This is a genomic window from Flavobacterium sp. RNTU_13 (genome assembly GCF_046614455.1).
Classification (GTDB): domain Bacteria; phylum Bacteroidota; class Bacteroidia; order Flavobacteriales; family Flavobacteriaceae; genus Flavobacterium.
The window spans coordinates 209,443-233,626 of record NZ_JBKJHB010000007.1; the positions used below are offsets into that span (position 1 = coordinate 209,443).

Consider the following 24,184-nt stretch of genomic DNA (forward strand, 5'->3'; position numbering starts at 1 on the left):
TATTTGCGTTTTCGCGCACAAATTTAAATAAAAAAAGCCTCTGAATTAGAGACTTTTTCTTTTCAAATCTATTTTGTGCTTTTAATATTCATCCTCGTTCCAAAGATAGTCTTCGTCGGTAGGATAATCAGGCCATATTTCTTCCATTGATTCATAGATTTCTCCTTCATCCTCAATGGATTGTAAGTTTTCGACAACCTCAAGTGGCGCTCCGGTCCTTATGGCATAGTCGATTAGCTCGTCCTTGGTAGCCGGCCACGGTGCATCACTTAGATAAGATGCCAGTTCTAGTGTCCAATACATCTTCTAAACGATTTAAGTTTATGCAAAAATAAATTTATTACTGAAAAAGTCAAGTAAAATTTTACTTAATTTATTAAAAAAATAAAGAACGTTTTGTGCCGGAGGGTATTAGTAAGAAAGCTTTATAGAAAACGTTACCGTTTACCCTGCACACACCGGTTATCCCGGCATCAGGCACTATAACTTTTCAGGTATCCACTTCACTTCATTGGCGCCCAAATCTTTCGACAACTTCCGTGCCAATACAAAAAGGTAGTCAGAAAGGCGGTTTATGTATGCCAAAACATTGTCTTCAAAGGGTTCCATTTCGTATAAATGTACCGAAAGGCGCTCTGCACGGCGGCAAACGCAGCGTGCTATATGACAATATGACACTGTAGTATGCCCGCCCGGAAGCACAAAATGGGTCATAGGCTCCAGCTGGCTTTCCATTTGGTCTATTTCGTCTTCAAGCAGTTGTATGTCTGCTGCCGAAATTTTAGGTATGTTAAGGCGCTCCTTTCCGTTTTTAAGTATGGCCTTATCCGGGGCTGTTGCCAATATGGCACCTACGGTAAAGAGCCTGTCCTGTATTTTTTCAAGGATTTGCTTGTAATGCGGGTTCATCTCCTGATCCCTTATAAGCCCAAGGTGCGAATTTAGTTCGTCTACCGTGCCGTAGCTTTCTATACGTATATGGTGTTTCGGCACACGTGAACCCCCAAAAAGGGCAGTGGTACCTTTATCTCCTGTTTTAGTGTATACTTTCATTTTTGATTTCGGATTTTTGATTTCAGATTTTAGATTGAGCTTCACGCTGCCGTTTATACTCATGCATTTTAATAGCTTGAGTGGCAATCAGAAATCTAAAATCAGAAATCTGAAATTCCTATTTATGCGGATTAGGATTTACATTATCACTTTCTATAACGCCGTCGCGCAGGCGTATAACGCGGTGTGCGTAGGCAGCTATGTCTTCTTCGTGGGTTACCAGTATTACGGTGTTGCCGTTAGCGTGGATATCGCCAAACAGTTTCATGATTTCTACCGATGTTTTGCTGTCCAGGTTACCTGTAGGCTCATCGGCAAGTATTATAGATGGGTTATTTACCAGTGCCCTGGCTACCGCCACACGTTGCCTTTGCCCACCCGAAAGCTGGTTTGGTTTGTGGTCCATACGGTCGCCCAGGCCTACCTGTTTTAAAACTTCGGTGGCGCGCGCATTACGCTGGGGTTTTTTGTAGCCGGCATACACCATGGGTAGTGCCACATTGTCTAACGCGGTGGTACGCGGAAGCAGGTTAAAGGTTTGGAACACAAAGCCTATTTCCTTGTTACGTATTTCGGCCAACTCATCGTCGGTCATGTGGCTTACGTTTTTGTTGTTTAATATATAAGTGCCGCCACTGGGTGTATCCAGGCAGCCCAGCAGGTTCATAAGGGTACTTTTCCCCGAACCCGAAGGACCCATAAGGGCTACGTATTCGCCTTTGTTTATGGTAAGGTTTACCCCTTTAAGCACCTTTACAATTTCGTTACCCAGCGGAAAGTCGCGGGTAATTCCTTTTATTTCTATAATGGGTTTTGCCATAGCGTTGTTTTGCAAGCTTAAAATTAACCGTTTTGCTAAAAACGATTGCTATTGATTTACAAAATTAGTAGCAATGTGCCGGGTTTTGTTACGCTGTTGTATAAAATAAATAAGCTCCCGCAGGGGAGCTTATTTAGTATTTACCTGTAGTGCAAACGTTAGTTGCGCTGCGACTGTAAAAATTCGTTCATTTCCTGCTTAGAAGCGTCAAACGTAAAACTGTTGGCTACTTTAAAGTAGCTTTTTCTGTCTACACAGTAGTTGTAGGCATATTTTGCAAGGCTTACCTTGTTGTCTTCAAAGCTTAGGAGTTTTATCATGGTAATGATTTGATCTGTACTCATACAGTGAGACGAAAGGATTTGCTTCGCGGTGCTTTCGCGGGTATCGTCAAAGCTGCTGCCTTTAATAGTGGTAAGTGCATCCTGAAAATCAGCATTGCTCATAGCCATGCGGCAGCTGTTGTCGTATCCGCCTCCGTTGTTATAGCCACCACCATTGTTGTAGCCACCGCCGTTGTTGTAGCCACCGCCGTTGTTGTAACCACCACCGTTGTTATATCCACCACCGTTGTTGTAGTTACCACTATTGTTGTAACCACCGCCATTGTTATAGTTACCACCATTATTATAACCGCCACCATTGCTGTAGGTACCACCTGTAGTAGTGGTAGTTGTAGTAGTTGTAGTGGTAGATCCCATACCGCCGGGTACGTTAACGCTCATGCCTACACCACCTACATTTACATTCATGCCAAAGCCGTCGCCATAAGTAGTAGTTACAGTTTCTTCGTGGTAAATGGTACCGTCCGGGCCTACATACATATCGTTTGGCTCACCGTAGTGGTATACCGCGCAGTTATTTGGGCGCACTATATTTTGTGCAGCCGGCACCTGAGAGTAGAATCTAAGGAAACGGCGTCCTTTTTTGTCTTTTTTAATGCGGTAGGTTACATCCTGCATAGTATCGTCCATATCGGCAATTTGTATGTTTTTGCTTATGGTAGGTATACGGCCGTTAGCAAAAACAATCTTACAATCATAGTACGGGTTAGGCAGCATTTCTATACGTACATTAGTTTGTGCCTTGTCATTATAGCGTTGGCCATTTAGTATAAGGAAGAAAGGCGAACCGTCTTCGCTAAAAATGGTAAGGTTTCCTGTAGGAAAAGGAGTAGGCTGGGCATGGGCTGTAAAAATGCCGGCAACCAGCATAATAAGCAATAAGGTAATTTTTTTCATAGTAATAAAGTGTTTCAGTTATTGGTCATTCATTTTATCGCGACTAAAATTATTAATTCTTTACAACAATAAAACAACTGGCGTGCCAAAATTATTAAATAGTGTGAAATTTTTGTAAAAAATCATAACGGTACAGGAATAAAACGGTTAAAAACCTCCGGTTTTAAACGTAATTTCACACCAGTGACCCACTGTAAAGGCAGCCATTGTTTTTATAAAACCAGAACCTGCTTTCATAAAACCGGTAACAAATTTTGCCTTCGGTACACCTAACTTTGCGCTATCTTCTTGTCAAAAAGAAAATAAAACGTCCTGTGGTGCAGCAAAGGCTGCATTACAGGATTATAAAAACAGGCATCCTTTTAAGTAATAGCGTTTTTTAAGATTAAGTAGTAGTTGTTCCACTCCCGTATGGTACCCCACAATAAATAGCCGTAACTGTAGCGTAATGCATTACAGCGAAAGGGAGTGGATTTTTTTAATTGACAGCAACAGGGAGTTTTTTCTCCCGAACAAGATAAATGGCTCCGGTAAGGCGTTTCCCATCTTTTTTTGGGAGTAAATTAAATTTCATGTTTATTATTAGGTAGTTTTGTTAAAAGAAATCCTTTCGCAATTGTAAAACCAGGCGCCAGCCACCGTACCTTACTTATGAAGCAGTTATACATACTGTGGGTAGTGTGTTTATGTAGCCTTACGCTATGGGGCCAGGACCCTGTGCACCGCGTAATTAACAATTTAAACGGGCTGCCGTGTAATACGGTATACTACCTTAAGCAGGATAAAACAGGCTTTATCTGGATAGCACACGACAGGGGATTAAGCCGCTACGATGGCAAGCGTTTTGTGCATTATTCGGGTAAAGAACAACAGGGAAAAGCATTGTCTAACCTGCTGGAGTATTACGGTACGGTTTATTGTCAGGATTTCAGCGGAAATTTTTATCGCACCACGCCGGGCCAGAATCTTGTAAAAATAAAAGCCCTGCAGGCAAAGGGATATGCGCCCGCAGGAATTTTAAACGGAAACCTGCTTACCGTGCCCGTAACAGATACCCTGCGTACACTTAACCTCGCTACCGGCGCCTATACGGCCACGCCTGTAAAAGGGTATTTTTCTTCCGCTGTTTTTTATACCTCTAACCGCCTGGAGGCAATAACAAACAACGGACTGCTACAGTGTACCCCGGGAGGACAAGCCACTATAACGCCAATAAACACCGCTTCTACTAACCACTTGTTTTTTTTACTAAACAGTGGTGGAAGGCGGTTTGTTTTTACAAAGAACACGGCGCCCCACGTATACGAGTTAAGCGGCAGCATGTTACATCCGTTAGCTGATTTGCCCGCACATACCTTTATACAAAACGTACAGATAGAAGGTGGTTACATTTGGGTTTCTACCAGTGCCGGCGCATATTGTTTTAACAAGGATATGACGCCCGCCTTTAACGGGCATTGCTTTTTTAAAGAGGCCAGCGTTTCTAATGTTATTACTGATAGAGAGGGTAACTACTGGTTTGCCACTCTTAACAAAGGGCTAATTATGGCCATGACCCTGCAGGCGCGGGTGTACCCTTATGAAAACCGGAACATAACCGCACTACATCAAACTCCGGATGGTAGCCTGTATGCCGGTACCGATGCTAACCAGTTGCTGCGTTTTAATGCGATAAAAGGTAGGTTTGACAGTATAACAGGAGGTACCTCCCGGCACGAAATTATAAACATACAGGAACCATTGCCGGGCCAAATCTATTTTTTTAGCGATAAAGCCTATATTCATGGCCTTGCTGGCAATACGAGTGTTTTTCAGGCTGCGGGTAAGTCGGCTGTAGCTATAAACCCCACCACATTAGCCATAGCTTACTCAAGCGGTACGGCAATTACTGGTATACAAGGCGTACCGCCAAAGCTACCCGCATGGTTACCCGTAGCAGGAAATATGGCGGTACCTAATACGTATATGCTGTTTAATAAGCCACTACGCTGTAAGGGTGTGGCATACATACCCCGGACAGAAACCCTTTATATAACTACCGTAGAGGGTTTGTACTATTTTTCGCCAAAAGGCAAGGGTTTTATTACAGACAGTGGCGTGCCTATTATGGGTATACAGGCGCGTGTGGTACAGGGTAGTTTGTATGTGGGTACTTCTAACAGTGGTGTCTACAAGGTTACCGGTACTAAAGTACAGGGGCACCTTACGGTAAAAGACGGACTTTTAGGCAATGCCGTATATCGCCTACGTGTGCAGGGCAACAGGCTTTGGATGCTTATGGATAATGGTATACAGTGCTATGATACACAAAACCATAAGTTTACCGCCTATCTTACCAGCGACTGCCTTTCGAGAGCCGATCTGCGCGATATACTGCCAAGCGGTAACACACTGTACGCTGCCACGTCTGAAGGTTTGCTGGAATTTAATACACAGCTTAGTACCTTTAACAGTGTGGCACCGGTTATTCATATAAATCGGGTTATGGTAAACGGAAGGCCGGTGCATTACAGGGCGGGCATGGTACTTTCGTACCGCAGCCATACTGTAGATATAGATTATGCCACGCTGGCATACAAGGGAGAAGATGCTGTTACCGTACAATACAAGGTAAATAACGGGCGCTGGAGCAGCCTTGCCGAACGTTCCGGTGTGCTCAACCTGGCTTACTTGTCTGACGGTAGCTACAATGTAGCACTGCGCGCTATAAACGAAGATGGTGTGGCATCTGTAAAGCCTGTACTGTTTACGTTTTCTATACAGGCACCCGTGTACAAGCGCTGGTGGTTTATAATGCTTTGTGCCGTAGCAGCAAGTACTGCAGCGGTGCTTTATTACCGTAACCGCATAAAAGCCATACGCCAGAAAAACGAACTGATAACCCAAAAGCTAAAACTGGAGCACGAGCTACAGCAAAGTATACTCAGTACGGTACGGTCTCAAATGAATCCTCACTTTTTATTTAATGCCTTAAATACCATACAGTCTTACATTTATACTAATGAGCGCGAGCAGGCATCGTTATACCTGGGTAAGTTTAGCGAACTTACCCGCCTTATATTAGACCTTTCGGGTAAAGAGCTGGTGCCTCTTTCCGAAGAATTGCGTGCCCTTACGCTATACATAGAGTTAGAAAAGCTAAGGTTTGAAGATTCGTTTACCTACACCATATCTACAAGCCCGGGCCTTAGCCCTGAAACCATTTATGTGCCACCCATGCTCATACAGCCCTATGTAGAAAATGCCATGAAACACGGGCTGCTGCACAAAAAAAATAACCGCGTGCTGGCACTGCACATTAGCGCAGAGCAAACGGGCATTGTAGCCTGTGTGGAAGACAACGGCATAGGCCGTAGGCGCAGTGGGGAGTTAAATGCCCGCCGTAGTAAAAACCATCAGTCGTTTGCTACGTATGCTAACCACAAACGGCTTGAGATACTGAACCGCGGATTGCCAAAAAAAATATGGCTGCACATAACTGATAAACATGATGAAAACGGCAATGCCTGCGGCACTGTAGTGAGGCTGCACATTCCGTACCTTTACCCCGAAAAGTGACGTGTGGTAAAACGGTAACAACCTTTAGTAAATTAAGCGGCTAATGTGTACACGGTACGTGGTACATTTCCGGCTGTTTTTGCACCATTAAAAAAACGATATGATTTCTTGTATTATAATAGACGATGAACCCCGCGCACGTAACCTGCTGGCGGCAATAATAGCGCAGTATTGCCCGCAGTTATCTGTAGAGGCCTCTTGCGAAGACCTGCCGTCGGGCATTAAGGCCATACGCAAGCACCAGCCTCAACTGGTATTCCTGGATATAGAACTGCCGGGGCACAGTGGCCTGGAGCTGCTGGACTTTTTTAATGACGATGAGATAAATTTTAGCGTAATTTTTACTACAGCATATAACGAGTATGCCTTGCAGGCGTTTAAGTTTTCGGCTATAGACTACTTGCTGAAGCCCATACAGCACCAGCAACTATCAGATGCCGTGGCAAGGTTTGAAAAACAACAGGCGGTTAAAGCTGCAGGGCAGCTGCGTACGCTGCAGCAAAACCTTAATGGCGCAGCCGACTGGGAAAATAAACGTATAGTGGTACCCATAGCACAATCGTTAAAGTTTATAAAACCCTGCGAAATTATAATGCTGAAGGGCGAAGCAGCATACAGTGAGTTTTACCTTACCGATGGCTCTACATTTTTGGCCAGCCGAAACCTTAAACATTTTGAAGAAGCACTGGCTCATGTGCCGTTTTTTATGCGTTGCCATAAGTCGTACCTTATAAATACGCGCTGTGTGGCAGAGTACGTAAAGTCAGACGGTGGATTCCTTAAAATGCAGGGAGGAGGCATTGCCGGTATCTCTGCCGAAAGGGTAGAGGAGCTGCTGAAACGCATACGATAAAAAGAGAGCCGTGAGGCTCTTTTTTTTGCGGTATAAGATTGCTAGTGGGATGTATTTTTAATTTAAAATTTTGATAAAATTCTAAATATAAAGTTAAAAATATTAAAGTATTTATAATTTATTAAGGTGTATTTTGATTTGTGTGTAAAATCCGCATAATTTTGGCTTAAACATAGTAACAAAAAAATATCTTGACCATGAAAAAATTAAATCTTGCAGCGGTTGTGGCTCTTAGTGCCCTTGCACTTACTTCTTGTAAAGACGAAAGTAAAATGAAAGCAGAGCAAAAGGTAGATCAGTATGTATCTTTTGTAGACTCTGTAAATAACGTAGCAGCAGAAGAGCGTGCAGCAAACTGGGCAGCTATTCAGCACGAATATGAAGTAATGACTGCTAAGGCAGATTCATCACTTGCCGTTTTAGAAAACGATGCTAAAACGAGCGAAAAAATCCAGGAGGCTAAAGCCAAATACGAAGGTATAAAAACACAAGCCGAAGAAACAGTTAAAGCCCAGGCAGATAAGGCTCAGGCTGCTGTAGCTACAGGTGCTAACAAGGTAGCCGATGCTCTTTTCGGTGCAAATAACGTAAAAGGCGATGATAAAAGCTTTGCTTGGGTAAACAAAGATAATATCCTGAAAGTATACCAGGATTTCTACGAAAACTTTAAAACAAACCGCGATTCATACTCTCGTGAAGAACTTGATATGATAAAAGCATGGTACGAGGCACTTGATGCACGTAAAAACACAGTAGAGAAAGAAGGTTTGTCTTCTAAAGACAACATGAAAATAGCGGAAATTAAACTAAAATTTGCCCCAATGTTTAAATGGGACCGTTTAACAGCTAAAGGTGAAGAAAACGAAGAAGCTAAAAAATCTGCGAACTAACAGCAAAAAAGCAGACGGATTATAAAGGTTGATTTATGTGATTGAGCCAAGAGGTGTACCTTATATAAGGTGCGCCTTTTGGCATTTTATAGGGTATTAATTAACTGTGGGTTAACGCTCTAATTTTACTACAGGCACTAACTTTAATGAACAATACGTTTATGACAAACCTTTAAATACAATACGTTATGCCAAATGATAAAACTCCGGGGCCACAGGTAAAAGATCCTGAACAATATGAGGCACTTCGCCGCAAGGGCTATAGTAAAGAAAAATCGGCAAGGATAGCAAACAGTAAGGGTGCCGAAAAACGAGGTGGTAATGCCGAAAAGTATGAAGACCGAACCAAACAGGATTTGTATGAACAGGTAAAGAAAGTAGGTATTGCAGGACGTAGCACTATGACAAAAGCTCAACTTATACACGCCCTTAGAAATAATTAAGGGAAATAACTAGGCCTGTTGGCTGTTAGCCTGTTATCCTAAAAGCCCCCACAGTTTACGTGCGCCCAGTGCCACATCGCGCAGCCATACTTTTTCGGGGCGGATGATAAAGTGCTGCTTAGCCTGTCCTTTGCGCATAGCGATTATACCTGCAAAGTGGGTGTCTATGGTTACGGTAGCTTCAGGTAATTGTTGCAGGGTTTGCCAGGCAAGTGTCGCCGCGGGATTACGGTTAATTTCGGGTAGCACAATAATGCTGTTTGGGTTGGTTTCAGTTTTTATGCGCTCCCACTGCTCAAGTATTTCGGCTGTTGATGTTCCGGTAATAATACCCAGGTCTACACCGCCGGGCACAGTAGCCAACGGTGAGAAAAACCACAACTGGCTCTTGGTTATTTCGGCAGCAGCACGCAGCTGTTCGGTTACTTCGCGTGACTGCGCGCCCAAAACCAAAATTTTAAAGGCCTTACGGTTTACAATAATTTTGTACAAAACACGCAGCGTACGCGGGTGCAGTGGCCCTGATATTTTGGCCGACCTCAATTCGCGCAGTGGGCTGCCGTTGTAAAACGTAGTACTTATAAACGAAAAAACAAACGGCGAATGTATGCCATGATCGTTAGATGATTTCCAGAGAAAAGATACGTAACTCATTTTTGTGTTTATTCGGTTATTCGTTTATTTGGTTATTCGGGAGCTATCAGCGATTAGTTTTTAGGCACGCTGCTTTATTCCAAATGGAACACTGCTAACTGCGACTGAATACTGCCTACTAAAAGTTACTCCTCCATTTTCGCGCTCAGTTCAAACCAACGCTCAGTTTTTGTATCAATATCATTTAGCACAACTTGCAGTTCTTCGGCTTTGGCAGAAATATCCTTATCGGCTATGCTGCCGTTACTAAACTGCGCTTCTATATCGGCTTTTTTGCGTTCCAGTTCCTTAATGTCTTTTTCTATTTTGTCAAATTCCTTTTGCTCATTGTAGGTAAGCCCGGCTTTAACGCGGTTCTGTTTCCAGTTCTTTTTGTCGGCGGCATCTGCTTTTTTATCCTCTTTATCGGCGGGTTCGGCGCTCTCCTCATAACTACGCCAGTCACTGTAATTGCCGGGAAAATCTTCAATTTCTCCGTTACCTTTAAACACAAACATGTGGTCTACAATTTTATCCATAAAATAACGGTCGTGGCTTACCACAAGCAAACAACCCGGGTAGTCTATCAGGAATTGCTCCAGCACATTTAGCGTTACAATATCAAGGTCGTTTGTAGGCTCATCCAAAATCAGGAAGTTAGGGTTTTGTATCAGTACGGTACACAGGTACAAGCGTTTTAGCTCGCCACCGCTCAGTTTTTCTACAAAGTCGTATTGCTTTTTACGGTCAAATAAAAACTTCTCTAACAACTGCGCCGCCGATAGCATCCTGCCTTTAGCCAGCGGAATATATTCGCCAAACTCCTTTATAATATCAATTACCTTTTGCTCCGGTTTCGGGTTAATGCCACTTTGGGTATAGTAGCCCACCTTTATGGTTTCGCCTATGGTAACCTTGCCGCTGTCTGGCTCCATGGTTTGTGTAAGCAGGTTTAGGAAGGTACTCTTTCCCGTACCGTTTTTGCCAATAATACCTATACGCTCGCCACGTTTAAAGCCGTAGGTAAAGCCATCTACAATTTTTTTATCGCCAAATGCTTTGGTAAGGTTGTGCAGCTCTATAACCTTGCTGCCCATACGCTCCATGTTTATTTCCAGCTCTATTTGCTGCTCCTTACGGCGGCTGTGGGCTTTTTCCTTAATTACATAAAAATCGTCCTGGCGGCTTTTGCTTTTGGTAGTACGTGCCTTTGGCTGGCGTCGCATCCATTCCAGCTCCTTTACAAACAGGTTTTTCGCCTTGTCTATACTGGCGTTTTCGGCGGCTATGCGTTCTTCCTTCTTTTGCAGGTAGTAGCTGTAGTTACCCTTATACTGGTACAGTTTACCGTTTTCAAGCTCTATGATTTCGTTGCACACACGCTCCAGGAAAAAGCGGTCGTGGGTAACCATAAACAGCGTCATGTTTTCTTTGGCAAAATAATTCTCCAGCCACTCAATCATTTCCAGGTCAAGGTGGTTGGTAGGCTCATCCAGGATAAGCAAATCAGGCTTGTTTATCAGGATAATAGCCAGTGCCAGGCGTTTCTTTTGCCCGCCCGAAAGGCTTTTTACCTTCAATTTAAGGTCGTCCAGCTTTAGCTTAAACAGGATTTGCTTGTACTGGGTTTCGAAGTCCCAGGCGTTGTACAGTTCCATTTTTTCAAACGCCTTTTGGTATGCCTCCTCATTTTCGGGGTTTCCCAGTGCTTTTTCGTACTGTTCTATAACCTTAAGGATATCGCTGTCGCTGGCAAAAATGCTTTCCTCTATGGTAAGTTCCGGCTGCAGTTTAGGCTCCTGGCTCAGGAACGCCATTTTAATGTCTTTTCGCATAACCACCTGCCCGCTATCGGGCTGGTCTTCGCCGGTAATAATTTTAAGGATAGAGGTTTTTCCGGTACCGTTTTTGGCTACAAAAGCTATCTTCTGGTCTTTGTTAATACCAAACGAAAGGTTTTCGAAAAGGGTACGCTCGCCAAAAGACTTGGCTATATTTTCTACTGAAAGGTAATTCACAGTTACAAAGTTTTGTGCAAAAATAGGGTTTTAATTGTATTCGCCACGAATTACACGAATGGGCTCGAATGTTTTGTACAATGCTGCCGAATTTTGTTTGACACGAATTGCACAAATTGCATGGATTTTCAAAGCTTCACAGGAGCGATATATATGAACCAAAACCAAGAGGTTGATTATATATGTCGCTCCTACGGAGCTCTCGGCCGTGAGTTACATGATTTCTATTGGTATAGCATCCCTGCGGGATTTTTGTTTGCCACGAATTGCACGCATTTAGAAAGAATGTTTTGTATTTTTACCGCAAACCATTTTTATGAAATCTACCCCGTTTTACACCAAGCTGGCACACATAAGCATAAGCATACTGGCTATAGCTACATAGCGGTAATAGGCAAAAGTATACTGGCACCGCTTATTATAGCCTTATTGTTTGCTTTGCTGTTAATGCCCTTTGCATCGTTTCTTGAACGAAAGCTGAGGTTTCCCCGTGCTATGGCGGCCTTTATGGTACTGCTGGTGCTGGTAAGCGGCGTGGCAGGGCTTATGGTGTTGCTGGGTAGCCAGTTATCTGATTTCGCACGGGAACTCCCTGCGTTTGAAAAACAGCTTATGCTGTCTTTAGACGAGCTTCAACACTGGATTTCGCGCTCCTTTAACATCAACAACCGCCAGCAGGCAGCCTACATCAACCAAACTGCCGAAACTGCCCTGGGGCACGGTACAGAACTCATAGGTACTACACTGGTATCGTTGTCGTCGTCGTTATTGTTTATGGTATTTATATTTTTATACACGTTTTTCCTGCTGTTGCACAGGGGGTTACTGCTGCGTTTTATAGTGGCGTTGTTTCATGACAGCCATAGCCCTATAGTATATGAAGTTGTAGAACGTGTGCAATACATTATACGTAAATATATAGTGGGGCTATTGCTGCAAATGGCTATTGTGGCCACACTTACCTGCACGGCCTTTGTGCTGCTGGGTATAAAGTATGCCTTTTTACTGGGGCTGCTTACGGGTATACTTAATGTAGTGCCTTATGTGGGCATATTTATATCGCTGGTATTGTCTGTGGTGGTAACTTTTGCCACCGGAGATACGGCTCACGTATTGTTTGTACTGGCGGCCATAGTGGTTATACACCTGGTAGACGGAAATTATATTATGCCAAAAATTGTGGGCAGTAAGGTAAAACTTAATACCCTTACAGCGGTGTTAGCCCTTGTGGTGGGCGAAATGCTTTGGGGTATTACGGGTATGGTACTCGCCATACCGGTTATAGCCATAGCCAAGGTAATTTTTGACCGCGTAGAAGGCCTTAAACCCTGGGGTATGGTACTGGGCGAAGACGAGGTGGCAAATGCCCAACCCGAAGTACCCGCCGATGAGGAGTTACCTCCGCTGGACTAACAATTATTACTTTCGACTTTTTCTCGGTTCCAACTTTTCTAAGGCATCAATTCCATGAATGTGCACCGGTTTTTGAATTAGTGGAAATTGGTGAAATTTGTGTCTCAGGTTTTGGAACTAAATCTTATTCCGGAAATCCATGCCGCAAAGTTAATGCACCGGGTTAGTTAGTGTACTGAACGCGCTCCTTCAGTAATATTGTAAACCACTATACATGCCCTGCGGAATATCTTTTTAGGGTTGTGATTTCGTATTTTGTTGTTTTTAAGTATTTTGACGAAAACAGGTGTGGTATTATACCGTTTAATTTCCACTAAAAACTGAAAAATTTTTATACCAATTGCGGAAGAATAGGTTTTTGCAACATTGCTATAGCTATTTCGGTGCTATAAATGTTAAATTTTACAGGTAGCTCAGCCACCATTTTTTGTGAGTGGATTTATAGCGGTCGTACCATCGGCACGGGAAGTAGCAAATGAAAATTACCAGCACCCAAACCCCGTACGCACCCGCCAGGTTAAACCCAAAATCCTGCTCTGGACGGAAGGCAAACATTTGCGGTAAAGTATTGAGCTGGTTCCACGTAAACCCTTGCGCAAAATACAACGCAACACACAGTAAATGAATTACATAGATATGCAGCAGGTAATAGAAAAACGGCACCCTGCCGAAGGTATTCATTACTGCTGAAAATTTTGTAACCCGTTGTTTTTCAAGTAACGCCAGTATTACTAGCGCAGGGCCCAAGGTAATGCAGGCGTACAGCAACGAAGGCGGGTACTTGGTAACATTTATATAAGACAGCACGGTATACATAAAAGACGATTGGCTCTGCCACATTTTAGGGTCGCCATAGCCGTTAAAAAACCGAAGTATAATGAATACCGCTATCAGGCTTATACCGCTGTAAATTAAAAGTTTACTTCTTTTTTCTGCGCTGTATTCTGATTGGTTGTACCAGCGTCCGGCACCATACCCCAGGAGCATTATACCGGTCCACGGTAGCACGGCATAGGCACACATAATCTTTACCCCGGCAATTTTGTGCAGGCTGAAATCAGTCATTATAAGAAAACCGGAAGCTGTTTTAAGTGTTTCGTTTTCAGGTGTATAAATGTCGGTAATGTTGTGTAACAACGTTATGCCAATCCCCACACTAACAGCAGCCCAATACGGAAACCGCGTTATCACCGAAAGCAGCATCATACTACAACCAATAGCCCAAATTACCTGTAAAAACATAAAGTTGAAATAGGGGTTAAAACTCCACCCGAAATTTACAATGGTAATTTCCATGATTACCAGCCACAATCCTCTGGTAAATAAGAATATAGAAAGTTCCCGGCCTGATTTTCGTAACCCCTGTAAATAAATGCTGAGTCCCGAAAGGAACACAAAAGTAGGTGCGCAGTAATGGGTTATAAATCTGGTAAAGAACAAGATAGGGGTAGTGGTGGCAAGGTTTGTAGGATCCTGCACAGCAGCGGGTATATGGAAGTAATCGCGGGTATGGTCCAGTGCCATTAAAACCATTATAATACCGCGCATTATATCAATGCTTTGTATGCGTTTGTTTTCGGTGGTCATAACAAATTGGTTATCAAACGCTAAAAGTAGCAAAAAGAATTGTGTTTTTATATATCGGCTACAAGTCGGGGTAGTGTGTTCAGTGTTTATATTATAAATTACATCCTTAAAAATCTGCAATTTTGTCTTGTTAATCAGTGTGTTGTATTGTTTTTGTGACTTTTTGTCTGTAATAATGACATTTTGACATTTAAAAATGCAGTGGTATACATATTGTCTATTACATAAGCGTAAAACAAGATTTCTAACAACATAAAAGTTTAAAACATATGAACCTGATTAAAAGAAACCACAGCAACACTTTTCCTAACGTAATGGACGAATTTTTTAAAGACTGGATGGGCGGGAGCCAGCTTGTAAACAGGGCGGTTCCACCTGTAAACATCAAAGAAGCAGATGGTTATTTTGCGGTAGAGCTCGTTGCACCGGGACTTAAAAAAGAAGATTTTAACATAGAGGTAGAAAACGGGTTGCTTACCATTTCCAGTGAAACGAAAGCAGAAAAAATGCAGGAAGAAGGCAAATATACCCGCAGGGAGTACACCCACAACTCGTTTAAGAGGGCATTTACATTGCCTGAAACCGTCAATGAAGATGGTATAGACGCCAACTATGCCGATGGTATACTTACCCTTACATTGCCTAAAAAAGAAGAAGCACAACCTAAAGCTAAAAGGTTGATACAGATTTCATAATGATGATTGGTTGATTTGGTTTGATAAAAGCGCTCCCGGTACTTTTCGGGGGCGCTTTTTGTATGTTTAAGCCACTAAAGGCTCGCTATTTGTTTCAGTATATTTAATGTAAAATGCTGATTTTACAACCATTGCAGATATTGTCAGGCATACTCCGGTTACAACAGCGTGTAGTGCCATAATCATAAATATGGGTTGGGTTGCGGTTATCTCGGCGTACAGGTTGTACCCTGCAATGGCGCCAATAAGCAGAACGGGGATTAATACAAGCAGCCTCATAATGTTTTGATTTTTAAATTACTGAGTGCAAGTTCCGGTTTTTTAATGCTAATTTTTGCCAACCCCTTCATAATAAACAGTTAAAAGCCCGTTTATGTTTTTGTAATGTATGCCTTACGGCAAGGGTAAAAATATTTTGTATTTTAGGGATTATGAAACTGTGTGAGTATAAGAAGTTAAATGACGAGGAACAGTACCGTGTGTTGTGGGCACACGGAGAACTTATTGATGCCTGCCTGGAAGGGCACGTGCGCAAGCTTTTATATGCCATAGATGGCTTTTATGTAGAGCTTTGGTGCCACGTGCTTACTAACAAAGTATTATGGAGGCTGAGTTTTAAACAGGGTAAGTTACTGGAAAAATACCTTGATAAATATCCGGTAGACCGCCTGCTGGATTTTAGTGCTTAGTAGCAGTTGTCTTTTGCTAATATGTTCGCTGTTTTAAGTGTATTGTATTGTTTTTCAGTAAGGAGAGTTTACGAACCACTGTTTTTAAGGGAGTTAATAACACGTTTATAATAGTCGGTCTTATCTTTAAATCCGTCTATTTTTACCGTTTCTATTTCGCTTATGCGCATCATTTCCAGCTTGTGGCGCGACCGTTCTTCGTACGCCGCCGGGTAGTAATAGTATATCTTGTTGGTTACCGGGATTTTACCCCGCGCTATTAAACGCGCCCTGTAGCTTATAAGCCACCACAGATGCATTTCTACAAAGTCCAGGTTTAGCCCCATAATGTGCAAATCATGGGTGAAAAAGAAATCGACCCAGCTATAGTGTGCTACGCTTCCTTTTTTCAGCCTCAAGTCCAGTCGCGAAAAGTTTTTGTACTTATAGGTTTTTTGGGTTCCCGTGGCCACGTAGTTGCGCATGGTTTGCAGATAGCCGCCGTAGTGTTCGTAACCCAGTGTTATAGAGCCCGGTAGTGTTTGGCTGCCGTGAATGTGCCATATTTTATGGCTTTCCATGTTGTGGTGCCTAAACATACTGTAAATGTTTTCCTGCACTACGCCCTGGTTTTTACAGCTCTTTTCTTCAAAACCCAGCGTTTTTTCAAAACAAAGATCGTAGTTTGTGGTCAGTATATTCGGTATGCCTAAATCCAGTATACTGTTGTGCAGTTCGTTAGGAACCATATTGCGCGTTTGCGACGCTATGAGCGTTTTAATGCGCATTTCGGGAGCACTCTGTTTCTTTACAGCATTAAGGTAAATTTCCTCATACAGCATTGGGAACGGCTTGTTCTCTGTATTTATTGGAGGGTGGGCATCGGCATATTCCATAAGGCCTTTAATAAGGTTGGCCCAGGAGTAATTCCCCGTAGTATTGTTTATATCGTTGCCTACCAGTAGTGCTTTGTTCATTATTCGATTGGTTATAGTGGCTAAAGGTATTTATTCTGCCCAACTTTCACAACAGCTTCTTAAAGCGCTTCGTTATTAGTAGCCAAAGCTTTACCTTTATTTGTAGTAATTTAAAGAATAGTACCATGGATTTTAATGCCCTTATTCAGAAAGTAATGCCTGCCTTTGCAGATGTACGTGCTGATATAGAACGGCTTAAACAAGCAAACCCGGGTGTGTACGGACATAACCTTGCAAAGATATACCGCGCGCAAATCCGTCGCAAATACACATCGGTAGGGGTAGTTAGCGCATTACCGGGCGTAATACCGGGTTTAGGCACGGTAACCCAGGTGATTATAGAGGCGGGAGCCATATCGGCAGACGTATTGCTTATGCTACGCTGGATGGCTGCGCTGTGCTATGGTACCGGGCTGATTTACGGTCAGGATACCGAAGAGGATTTTGACGACCGGTTTACCGTAGTGTTGGGTTTATGGAGTGGGGTTGTGGTACCCGAAAAAGCGTTGGTTAACGCGGGCGAACGCATTACCGTAAAGCATTTTGACCAACATATTACAGACCGTATACGTAACCGCATGAACCAAAAAATAGGGAGGAAACTGGTAACCAAATACGGCTCTAAACGCGGCGGGGTAGCGCTTGGTACGCTTATTCCGTTTGGGGTGGGTGCTGCTGTGGGCGGTACGTTTAACTACGTTACCATGTCGCGTTTTGGCAAAGCTGCAGAGCAGTATTTTAGGGATGAAAATATTAATTACTCGGTTGAAGAATAAAAAATATTCCCGGTAAACGTTTGCTTATCGGGAATAACTTTATAAACAGTAGTACTGCTTAGTTTTTTCCTTCCATGTATTCTTTAAATCCTTCAATGTCTTTAAGGATCATTTTTTCAAATACCGGATTTAGTAGTTTGGCTACCGTTTCGCCTGCTTTGCCCAGCGGCGCGTGGTACGATATGGTTACATCCACTTCGGTGGTGTGCTCGTCTACTTCCGTAAACCTTACTTTACCTGCATTGTGCACATCGGCTCCCGGAAGCGAATGCCAGCTTAGCAGTTTGTTGGTTTCATCCATTAGTATTTCGGCACGCCATGTAGCGCTGGCTCCGGGTATGCCCGATAGTTTTGCTGTCCATTCAGAGGTGTAGTTGTCTATAGGCACTACTTTTTCTAAATGCGTCATAAACTGCGGAAGGTTATCCAGGTTTCTCCACGTTTCATACACACGGTCTACAGGTTTGTTTACGGTAATGCGGGTACGTATGTTTACATTTTTACCTGCAAGCGTTTTGCTGTTTTTTAACGCTGCGTACGCGGGGCAGTAGCCCGTAATGCCGCGGAACAGCATGGTACCGCCTGTAACACCTTCGGCTACTTTTGCCTTGTCGTCTTTTTTAAGTGCACGGTACAGCAGGTAGCCGCCAGCCATTACCATAAGGATGCGTTCGGTAGTACTTACGTTAGTACGCAGCCCTGGTATTACGCCTTTTTTGTGTTTGTGCAGGTAGTTATCAGCTTCGTCTGCATTGCTTACCGAAGCATAACGGTTAGGGTCTGTGCCCGATTGATCGTACCTGCTGTAATTTCGTTTGCTGTTGTCTCTTGTAATTCCCATAATTGTTGTTTTTTAAGGTTTTACCTAAAATTACAACCTATTTACGGGCACCTGTGGTAATGTTGTGGTAAAGTATTCTTAAGGGTATTATAATTGATTTTTTCAGTAAACCAAGATCAGCACAGTAAACGTTATTCAGCATCATCTGAAAAACGCTGGGTTAGTGTGTACACTGTAACAGGTTTATATTCAACTTTTTCTACCGAATTACCGTACCCGGAATTTTCCCTTGAAAAGGGCATATCAATATCTTGTATGGTTAGCGTAAAGTTATCGTTTTGGTATTCTTTTGCCCCCGAATCAGAAATTAAGGTAAAACGGTATTTTGCAATGTCTCGTTTAAACAGGTTTTGGTCTACAGTATTATTTATAAACTGGGCCCCACGCTGGTGTACAACAATGCTCTGTATTTTCATTTTATTGATATACTGGTAGCTTATGCCGTATTCGTCGGGCTTCATGTACCACTGCAGGTTTACCGAGTTTAGGTAATCCTGTATGCGTTTTCCGCGTGGCAATTTCATTACTTCCATAAGGTCGTGCAGTTGTATTGGCCTGTTTTTAAAGCCACTATACTTGGTCATTTCATCATCGGTAAGTAATAGGCGTATGATTTCAGGGTGTTTCGGCATAAAGCGCAGGCCTACCACCTGGTCTTTAGAAAAATTATCGAAATTACTCTTCGGTATGTATGCCACCGCCTCATAACTTTTGTCGTTTTCATCGTAAAACTTAACAAAAATACGCGCTTCAGATACGCTAAGCAGTTCTGATTTACCGTCTACCACGGTACCTATTGCAAATAAGCCATGCTTATCTAATTCCTTTGCCACTTCGGCTTTGTTATGCTTATTGATAAAAATCCCGTACCCTATGGCAAATACCGCGCAAATAACCCCCATTAACACCTGGCGTTGCCTGATTTGGGCAGTTGTGATTTCCCTGTCCTTTATAATCCAGGCGTTAAGCGCCATAGCCAAAAATGCCGTTGTACAGGCTGCGCCCGCAAACGTGAAAATCCCTAAAAACTGGTGGAAGACAAAAACATTAATACTGAAAATAAAAAATAGCGCCGAACAAAGGGCTATACCCGGATAGATAATTCTGTTTTGCATGTTACTTGGTCAATTTGTGGCGAATATACTAAAATATCTAAAAAACAAATTGCCGGGAGGCCTTTTATGGCACCCGGCAACTCCACGTAAAAAATATTTGAGTTAGTTTAAAATGCTATTCTATACGGTTTACAAGGCGTATAAACTCTGCCCGGTACCCTTCCGGATTGGTAAGGATGCCTTCGGTAGCCAGTTTTTTAATGGCCTCCACATCTTTATTAGGTACCAGTTTGCTGTCCCTCAGTTTCAGCCCAAACCACGCCACCGCAGCGGCAAACTTAAAGTCGCCCGAAGCCACCGCCAGCGGCACCGCCGTATCAGCTATGGTTTGTACAATCTCGGTGCTCTTGTCGCCATCAGGCTTTTTGTATCGGAATTTTATAGTAGCAAGCTCGCTGCTGTATTTGTTCCCGTTTTGCTGTACCTGGCTGTATTTCAGTTCTGGGGTTTTTACAAAATCATTCTCAACACCCGGCGGAATTATCTCATACAACGCCGTAACGGTATGCCCGCTACCCAGTTCGCCTGCATCTATGGCATCGTTGGCAAAATCTTCGTTGCGCAGCTTGCGATTTTCATAACCTATAAGTCGGTACGCCTGTACATGTCTCGGGTTAAACTCTATCTGGATTTTTACATCCTTGGCAATCGCGTACATAGAGCCTTTAAATTCCTTGTCAAGGAAACGGTCGGCTTCCTGCATGTTGTCTATGTAGGCGTAGTTGCCGTTGCCTTTGTCCGATAGCGTTTCCAGCTTGCTCTCTTTGTAGTTACCCATACCGTACCCCATGCAGGTAAGGAACACGCCACTTTTGCGTTTTTCCTCAATCAGGGTTTGCATATCAGTATTTGAAGTACGCCCCACGTTAAAGTCGCCATCGGTAGCCAGAATAACACGGTTGTTACCGCCTTTTACAAAGTTTTCCTGCGCTATTTTGTAGGCCAACTCAATGCCTTCGCCGCCTGCGGTGCTGCCACCTGCGTTAAGTTTGTTCAGTGCGCTGATTATGGTTTCTTTTTCATCGCCACGGGTTGCAGGCAGTACAAGCCCGGCAGCACCTGCATATACCACTATTGCTATGCGGTCTTCCCTGCGCATGTTTTTAACCAAAATCTTCATGCTTTCCTTAAGCAATGGAAGTTTGTTTTGCGCATCCATCGAACCGCTTACATCGATAAGGAACACAAAGTTGCTTGCCGGAAGTTCCTTTGCTGGGATTTCTTTGCCCTGCAGGCCAATCTTTAATAGCTTGTGTTTAGGGTTCCACGGGCAGTAGCTGTACTCGGTATTGATAGAGAACGGATTTACCGACGACGGTTGCGGATAGCTGTATTTAAAGAAGTTAATCATTTCCTCTACACGTACCGCGTCTTTAGGCACTACCTGTGCATTGTTTATAAACCTGCGAATGTTAGTATAGCTTGCATTATCTACATCTATAGAAAACGTAGACAGCGGATTGCTTGCCGGACTTTCAAACTTGTTTTCCTCAAACGCTTCGTATTCCTCTGTGTCTACAGGGATTTTTTCTTCATGTTTTTCCGTTTGAGCTTTTGGGTCAGACGTTGGCGCTGCCGCATCACGTATTATTACTGATGGTGTATTCTCTTTTTGCCACTGCTCATATCTTTTTTTCTGCAACTTGCGGAATTGCCTTTTAGACATCTTTTTACTTTCCTTAGTAGTAACAACAATAACGCCGTTTGCTCCACGGTTACCATATATAGCGGTTGCAGCGGTGTCTTTCAGCACATATACAGAGTTGATGTCTTCAGGGTCAATGCTTTTCATAGTATCGGCATTTGCCGGAACGCCATCTATAATATACAAAGGCTCCTGATTACCATTTATAGAGCCTACTCCTCTGAGTACTACAGTTGTATTACCACCCGGCTGTCCGGCTGCCGTATTTACGGTTACACCCGCCACACGACCTTGTAGTGAGTTTGAAACTTCGGTTTTAATATCTCCATCTCGGGAGTTTCTAGCGGTATTATCAACAACTGCTTTATCCTTTGCATTCGTTTTAAAACTAGCGCTTTGGTTGCCACTTTTAGCACGAGACTGCTGCCTGTTGTAATCATTAGATGCTACACCGTTATTGTTACCCGGCGCACCGCTACCAGTTGTTATATTAAGTCCCGGTACCTGTCCTTGCAAACTCTGTATAAAACTGGCATTAGGCCTGCCTTCTATGGCTTTAGAGGTTACTGTGGTGGTTTCGGTAGTAGTTTTTTCTTTAAAATTGCTCCTGTAAGAATCAACAACTACATATTGATTATTATCTTCCGTCATTGTAATCTCTAACGAAGGATTATTACCCAGCTTAATTTTTTCCCATTTGTAACCTGTGTATAAAACTTCAAGTTCATCTCCTGTTTCTGCTTCAACAGTAAACTTTCCTTCCCAGTCAGTTTCTATACGCTTTCTATTACTTTTTAAAATAACAGAAGCTAATGGCATTGGCCCTGATTTATCTTTAACAATACCGGTATATATTTTTTTACCGACAGGATACGCCTTATCTCCCGGTTTGTTAAGGCTGTTGCTGTATAGCGCCGATGGGTCGCCCACAGCGGTATTAAGCCTGTTGTTATTTAGGGCAGGCGCAGCGTTTATAAGGGGAGTGGCTTCTTCTTTTTTAGTAATTTCAGCTTTAACCCTAAATTCTCCGTGATCTGTTCTTGAGTTCCATACGCGACCCTTTTTTGTTTTAGGGTCATAGTGTATAGAATCTGCTTCTATTTCTGAAATTTTCTTTAAATAGCTATGTTCGTAAGCAACAGTACTGCTTGCTTTTTGTGGTTTTAAAGTCTCTTTTATCGCTTGGGTGTCTATCTCGGCAGAAGTGACTGCTTGTTTCAGCGGCTTCACCGTTTCCTGTACTTTCTGTGTGTCTATTGCTGTAGTCGTAGTTACCTGCTGGTTTAATGGGCTTACATTTGGCAACGGATGTTTCTCGTTTTGCATCAGTATATAACCCAGGCTCATAAAAAGGAGCAGGGCAGCGGCTATGCCGGTATATTTCCACCAGGCGGCAGCACGGCGTTCTTCCTTACGGTCTAGTTTTTCCTCTACGCGGTTCCATACGGCTTCCATGCGGGCAAAATCTTTTTGCTCCTCTTTGTGGGCCGCGTCTTTAAATTGTTCGTATAATTTATCTTGATGTTCCATGGCTGTTCTCGTTTTGGTAATAAACATTGTTTACTAACTCCTTTAGCTTGCTGCGCGAAGCATTTAGTTGCGACTTAGAGGTGCCTTCGCTAATGTGCAGCATGGCAGCTATTTCCTTATGCGAATAGCCCTCTATGGCAAACAGGTTAAAAACGGTACGGCAGCCCTCGGGCAGGTACGTAAGCAGGTGCAGCAGGTCTTCCTCCTCGAGCCCGGCCGGTTGGCTGTCGGCCGGTTGTTCGCTGCGTCCCATGTCTTCTATGTAAATATTAAAATTTACCTTACGTTTTAGCGTAAGCAGGCATTGGTTTACGGCTATTTTGCGCGCCCAGGCCTCAAACGCCTTGTCTTCCTTTAGTTGGTCCAACTTGGTAAAAATGGTAAAGAAGGCATCGGCCATTGCCTCTTCTATTGCTTCCTCGCTTTTCAGGTACCGTTTGCAAGTGTGGTACAGTTTTGGCGCCAGTAGCCCGTACACCTGCCGCTGCGCGTCGCGCTGCATTTTCCTGCAAGATGCTATGAGTGTTTCTGCTATCACAATGTTGTGGTTTTTATATATAGAGCACCAAATGGGACAAAAGGTTGGGACGAGGGTGATTTTTTTTTGAAAAATATTTGCTAACAAAAATAAACAAATCATAACCGGTTTACTTTTAATCTGAGTTTTAATGCCCATTGAGTATGCATAAAGCTTGCATTTGCTAGTAAGTAAATCTGTTTATTCGGTACATTTGGGACTTTAATATTACCAACGCAACCAGGCAAAGTGCACTGTTTGCACAGGATTTAATAAAAAAGTCATGGAACAACCAACTCCCGAAGCTGTTAAACAAATATTTGATACATTTTACAAGGCCGATATAAGCCTGTGGACTGAGTTTACAAAGTACTTACAGGTTCGTACTTTTGAAAAGAACGAAATAATCAAGGAATATCATAAAGCAGAAAGGTTTATAAACATTCTCGTATCGGGTTCAGCGGCGCATTTTATACTTACGGATGATAAGGAGGTATGCATAAACCTGTTTTATGAAAATCAGTTCTTTTCTGATTATCTGGCGTTTCTTACACAATCATCTACGGTCATAAAAACGCAGGCTTTAGAAAACTGTGTTGTCTGGTCGGTGAGTTATAATGATTTAAACGAGTTGTATGCCAAATCAGCCAAAGGACTTTTTATAGGAAAAGCTATTGCAGACGCCATGTTTATAAGGAAACAATCAGAACAGATAAACCTGCTTACGCTTTCACCTACAGATAGGTACCTGAAGCTTATCAAAGAACGACCTGAAATTTTCCAGAGAACGTCTTTAAAAATCATTTGTTCTTATCTGGGCATTACTGCCGAAAGCCTGAGCCGTATAAGGAAAAAAATATCCTGAAGTTTTCATTTCTTACCCATCGTCAATTTTTAAGAAAAACGGACGC

22 protein-coding genes are annotated in these 24,184 nt (G+C 43.0%); 9 read left to right on the top strand and 13 right to left on the bottom strand.

Features of this window, described 5'->3' with window-relative positions; all coding sequences use genetic code 11:
* Window positions 1–81: 81 nt before the first annotated feature.
* From ACLI08_RS15300 to ACLI08_RS15315, 4 genes are all read right to left on the bottom strand, one after another.
* Window positions 82–303 carry a DUF2795 domain-containing protein gene (locus tag ACLI08_RS15300; protein ID WP_002986941.1) on the bottom strand — a complete coding sequence of 74 codons (222 nt, stop codon included), beginning with the start codon at window positions 301–303 and terminating at the stop codon, window positions 82–84.
* A 177-nt stretch (window positions 304–480) separates the two neighbouring features.
* Window positions 481–1,053: a cob(I)yrinic acid a,c-diamide adenosyltransferase gene (locus ACLI08_RS15305; protein WP_411429378.1), complete on the bottom strand. Its 573-nt coding sequence runs from the start codon at window positions 1,051–1,053 to the stop codon at window positions 481–483.
* 118 nt (window positions 1,054–1,171) lie between these two features.
* Window positions 1,172–1,873 (bottom strand): ABC transporter ATP-binding protein, encoded by a 702-nt coding sequence (locus ACLI08_RS15310; protein WP_411429379.1) that lies wholly within the window; start codon window positions 1,871–1,873, stop codon window positions 1,172–1,174.
* Between the two features lie 158 nt (window positions 1,874–2,031).
* Window positions 2,032–3,114, bottom strand: a complete 1,083-nt coding sequence (locus ACLI08_RS15315; protein ID WP_411429380.1) for a DUF4476 domain-containing protein — start codon at window positions 3,112–3,114, stop codon at window positions 2,032–2,034.
* Between the two features lie 651 nt (window positions 3,115–3,765).
* Here ACLI08_RS15315 and ACLI08_RS15320 point away from each other — a divergent pair.
* The 4 genes from ACLI08_RS15320 to ACLI08_RS15335 all read left to right on the top strand — a co-directional run bounded on the left by ACLI08_RS15320 (window position 3,766) and on the right by ACLI08_RS15335 (window position 8,858).
* Complete coding sequence (locus ACLI08_RS15320; RefSeq protein ID WP_411429381.1) at window positions 3,766–6,672, top strand: histidine kinase; 2,907 nt, start codon at window positions 3,766–3,768, stop codon at window positions 6,670–6,672.
* Window positions 6,673–6,772: 100 nt separating this feature from the next.
* Window positions 6,773–7,525 (top strand): LytR/AlgR family response regulator transcription factor, encoded by a 753-nt coding sequence (locus ACLI08_RS15325; RefSeq protein WP_411429382.1) that lies wholly within the window; start codon window positions 6,773–6,775, stop codon window positions 7,523–7,525.
* A 197-nt stretch (window positions 7,526–7,722) separates the two neighbouring features.
* Complete coding sequence (locus ACLI08_RS15330; protein ID WP_411429383.1) at window positions 7,723–8,415, top strand: hypothetical protein; 693 nt, start codon at window positions 7,723–7,725, stop codon at window positions 8,413–8,415.
* A gap of 188 nt (window positions 8,416–8,603) precedes the next feature.
* Window positions 8,604–8,858 (top strand): Rho termination factor, encoded by a 255-nt coding sequence (locus ACLI08_RS15335; RefSeq protein WP_411429384.1) that lies wholly within the window; start codon window positions 8,604–8,606, stop codon window positions 8,856–8,858.
* Between the two features lie 33 nt (window positions 8,859–8,891).
* On the opposite strand, the gene ACLI08_RS15340 is transcribed toward ACLI08_RS15335, so the two are convergent.
* Both ACLI08_RS15340 and ACLI08_RS15345 read right to left on the bottom strand, forming a co-directional pair.
* Window positions 8,892–9,512: a hypothetical protein gene (locus ACLI08_RS15340; protein WP_411429385.1), complete on the bottom strand. Its 621-nt coding sequence runs from the start codon at window positions 9,510–9,512 to the stop codon at window positions 8,892–8,894.
* A gap of 125 nt (window positions 9,513–9,637) precedes the next feature.
* On the bottom strand, window positions 9,638–11,509 hold the full coding sequence (locus ACLI08_RS15345; RefSeq protein WP_411429386.1) for an ABC-F family ATP-binding cassette domain-containing protein: 1,872 nt from the start codon (window positions 11,507–11,509) through the stop codon (window positions 9,638–9,640).
* Between the two features lie 285 nt (window positions 11,510–11,794).
* On the opposite strand from ACLI08_RS15345, the gene ACLI08_RS15350 reads away from it, so the two are divergent.
* Window positions 11,795–12,922, top strand: a complete 1,128-nt coding sequence (locus tag ACLI08_RS15350) for an AI-2E family transporter (RefSeq protein ID WP_411429387.1) — start codon at window positions 11,795–11,797, stop codon at window positions 12,920–12,922.
* Between the two features lie 402 nt (window positions 12,923–13,324).
* Here the strand turns inward: ACLI08_RS15350 and ACLI08_RS15355 are convergent, their stop codons facing one another.
* On the bottom strand, window positions 13,325–14,509 hold the full coding sequence (locus ACLI08_RS15355; protein WP_411429388.1) for a DUF1624 domain-containing protein: 1,185 nt from the start codon (window positions 14,507–14,509) through the stop codon (window positions 13,325–13,327).
* 269 nt (window positions 14,510–14,778) lie between these two features.
* Between ACLI08_RS15355 and ACLI08_RS15360 the strand changes: the two genes are divergently transcribed.
* A complete protein-coding gene (locus ACLI08_RS15360; protein WP_411429389.1) occupies window positions 14,779–15,204 on the top strand; it encodes an Hsp20/alpha crystallin family protein in 426 nt (141 codons plus the stop codon).
* Window positions 15,205–15,270: 66 nt separating this feature from the next.
* Here the strand turns inward: ACLI08_RS15360 and ACLI08_RS15365 are convergent, their stop codons facing one another.
* Complete coding sequence (locus ACLI08_RS15365) at window positions 15,271–15,483, bottom strand: hypothetical protein (protein WP_411429390.1); 213 nt, start codon at window positions 15,481–15,483, stop codon at window positions 15,271–15,273.
* Between the two features lie 152 nt (window positions 15,484–15,635).
* Between ACLI08_RS15365 and ACLI08_RS15370 the strand changes: the two genes are divergently transcribed.
* Complete coding sequence (locus ACLI08_RS15370; RefSeq protein WP_411429391.1) at window positions 15,636–15,893, top strand: hypothetical protein; 258 nt, start codon at window positions 15,636–15,638, stop codon at window positions 15,891–15,893.
* A gap of 68 nt (window positions 15,894–15,961) precedes the next feature.
* On the opposite strand, the gene ACLI08_RS15375 is transcribed toward ACLI08_RS15370, so the two are convergent.
* Complete coding sequence (locus ACLI08_RS15375) at window positions 15,962–16,849, bottom strand: SIR2 family protein (RefSeq protein WP_411429392.1); 888 nt, start codon at window positions 16,847–16,849, stop codon at window positions 15,962–15,964.
* 125 nt (window positions 16,850–16,974) lie between these two features.
* Here ACLI08_RS15375 and ACLI08_RS15380 point away from each other — a divergent pair, with 125 nt between their 5' ends.
* A complete protein-coding gene (locus ACLI08_RS15380) occupies window positions 16,975–17,625 on the top strand; it encodes a hypothetical protein (RefSeq protein WP_411429393.1) in 651 nt (216 codons plus the stop codon).
* 58 nt (window positions 17,626–17,683) lie between these two features.
* Here ACLI08_RS15380 and ACLI08_RS15385 read toward each other — a convergent pair whose 3' ends face one another.
* The 4 genes from ACLI08_RS15385 to ACLI08_RS15400 all read right to left on the bottom strand — a co-directional run bounded on the left by ACLI08_RS15385 (window position 17,684) and on the right by ACLI08_RS15400 (window position 23,258).
* A complete protein-coding gene (locus ACLI08_RS15385) occupies window positions 17,684–18,466 on the bottom strand; it encodes an SRPBCC family protein (RefSeq protein WP_411429394.1) in 783 nt (260 codons plus the stop codon).
* A 131-nt stretch (window positions 18,467–18,597) separates the two neighbouring features.
* On the bottom strand, window positions 18,598–19,581 hold the full coding sequence (locus ACLI08_RS15390; protein ID WP_411429395.1) for a hypothetical protein: 984 nt from the start codon (window positions 19,579–19,581) through the stop codon (window positions 18,598–18,600).
* 115 nt (window positions 19,582–19,696) lie between these two features.
* On the bottom strand, window positions 19,697–21,547 hold the full coding sequence (locus ACLI08_RS15395; RefSeq protein WP_411429408.1) for a YfbK domain-containing protein: 1,851 nt from the start codon (window positions 21,545–21,547) through the stop codon (window positions 19,697–19,699).
* 1,192 nt (window positions 21,548–22,739) lie between these two features.
* Window positions 22,740–23,258, bottom strand: coding sequence for an RNA polymerase sigma factor (locus tag ACLI08_RS15400; RefSeq protein WP_411429409.1), 519 nt, complete (start codon window positions 23,256–23,258; stop codon window positions 22,740–22,742).
* Window positions 23,259–23,556: 298 nt separating this feature from the next.
* Here ACLI08_RS15400 and ACLI08_RS15405 point away from each other — a divergent pair, with 298 nt between their 5' ends.
* Window positions 23,557–24,138, top strand: a complete 582-nt coding sequence (locus ACLI08_RS15405) for a Crp/Fnr family transcriptional regulator (RefSeq protein WP_411429396.1) — start codon at window positions 23,557–23,559, stop codon at window positions 24,136–24,138.
* Window positions 24,139–24,184: the final 46 nt, after the last annotated feature.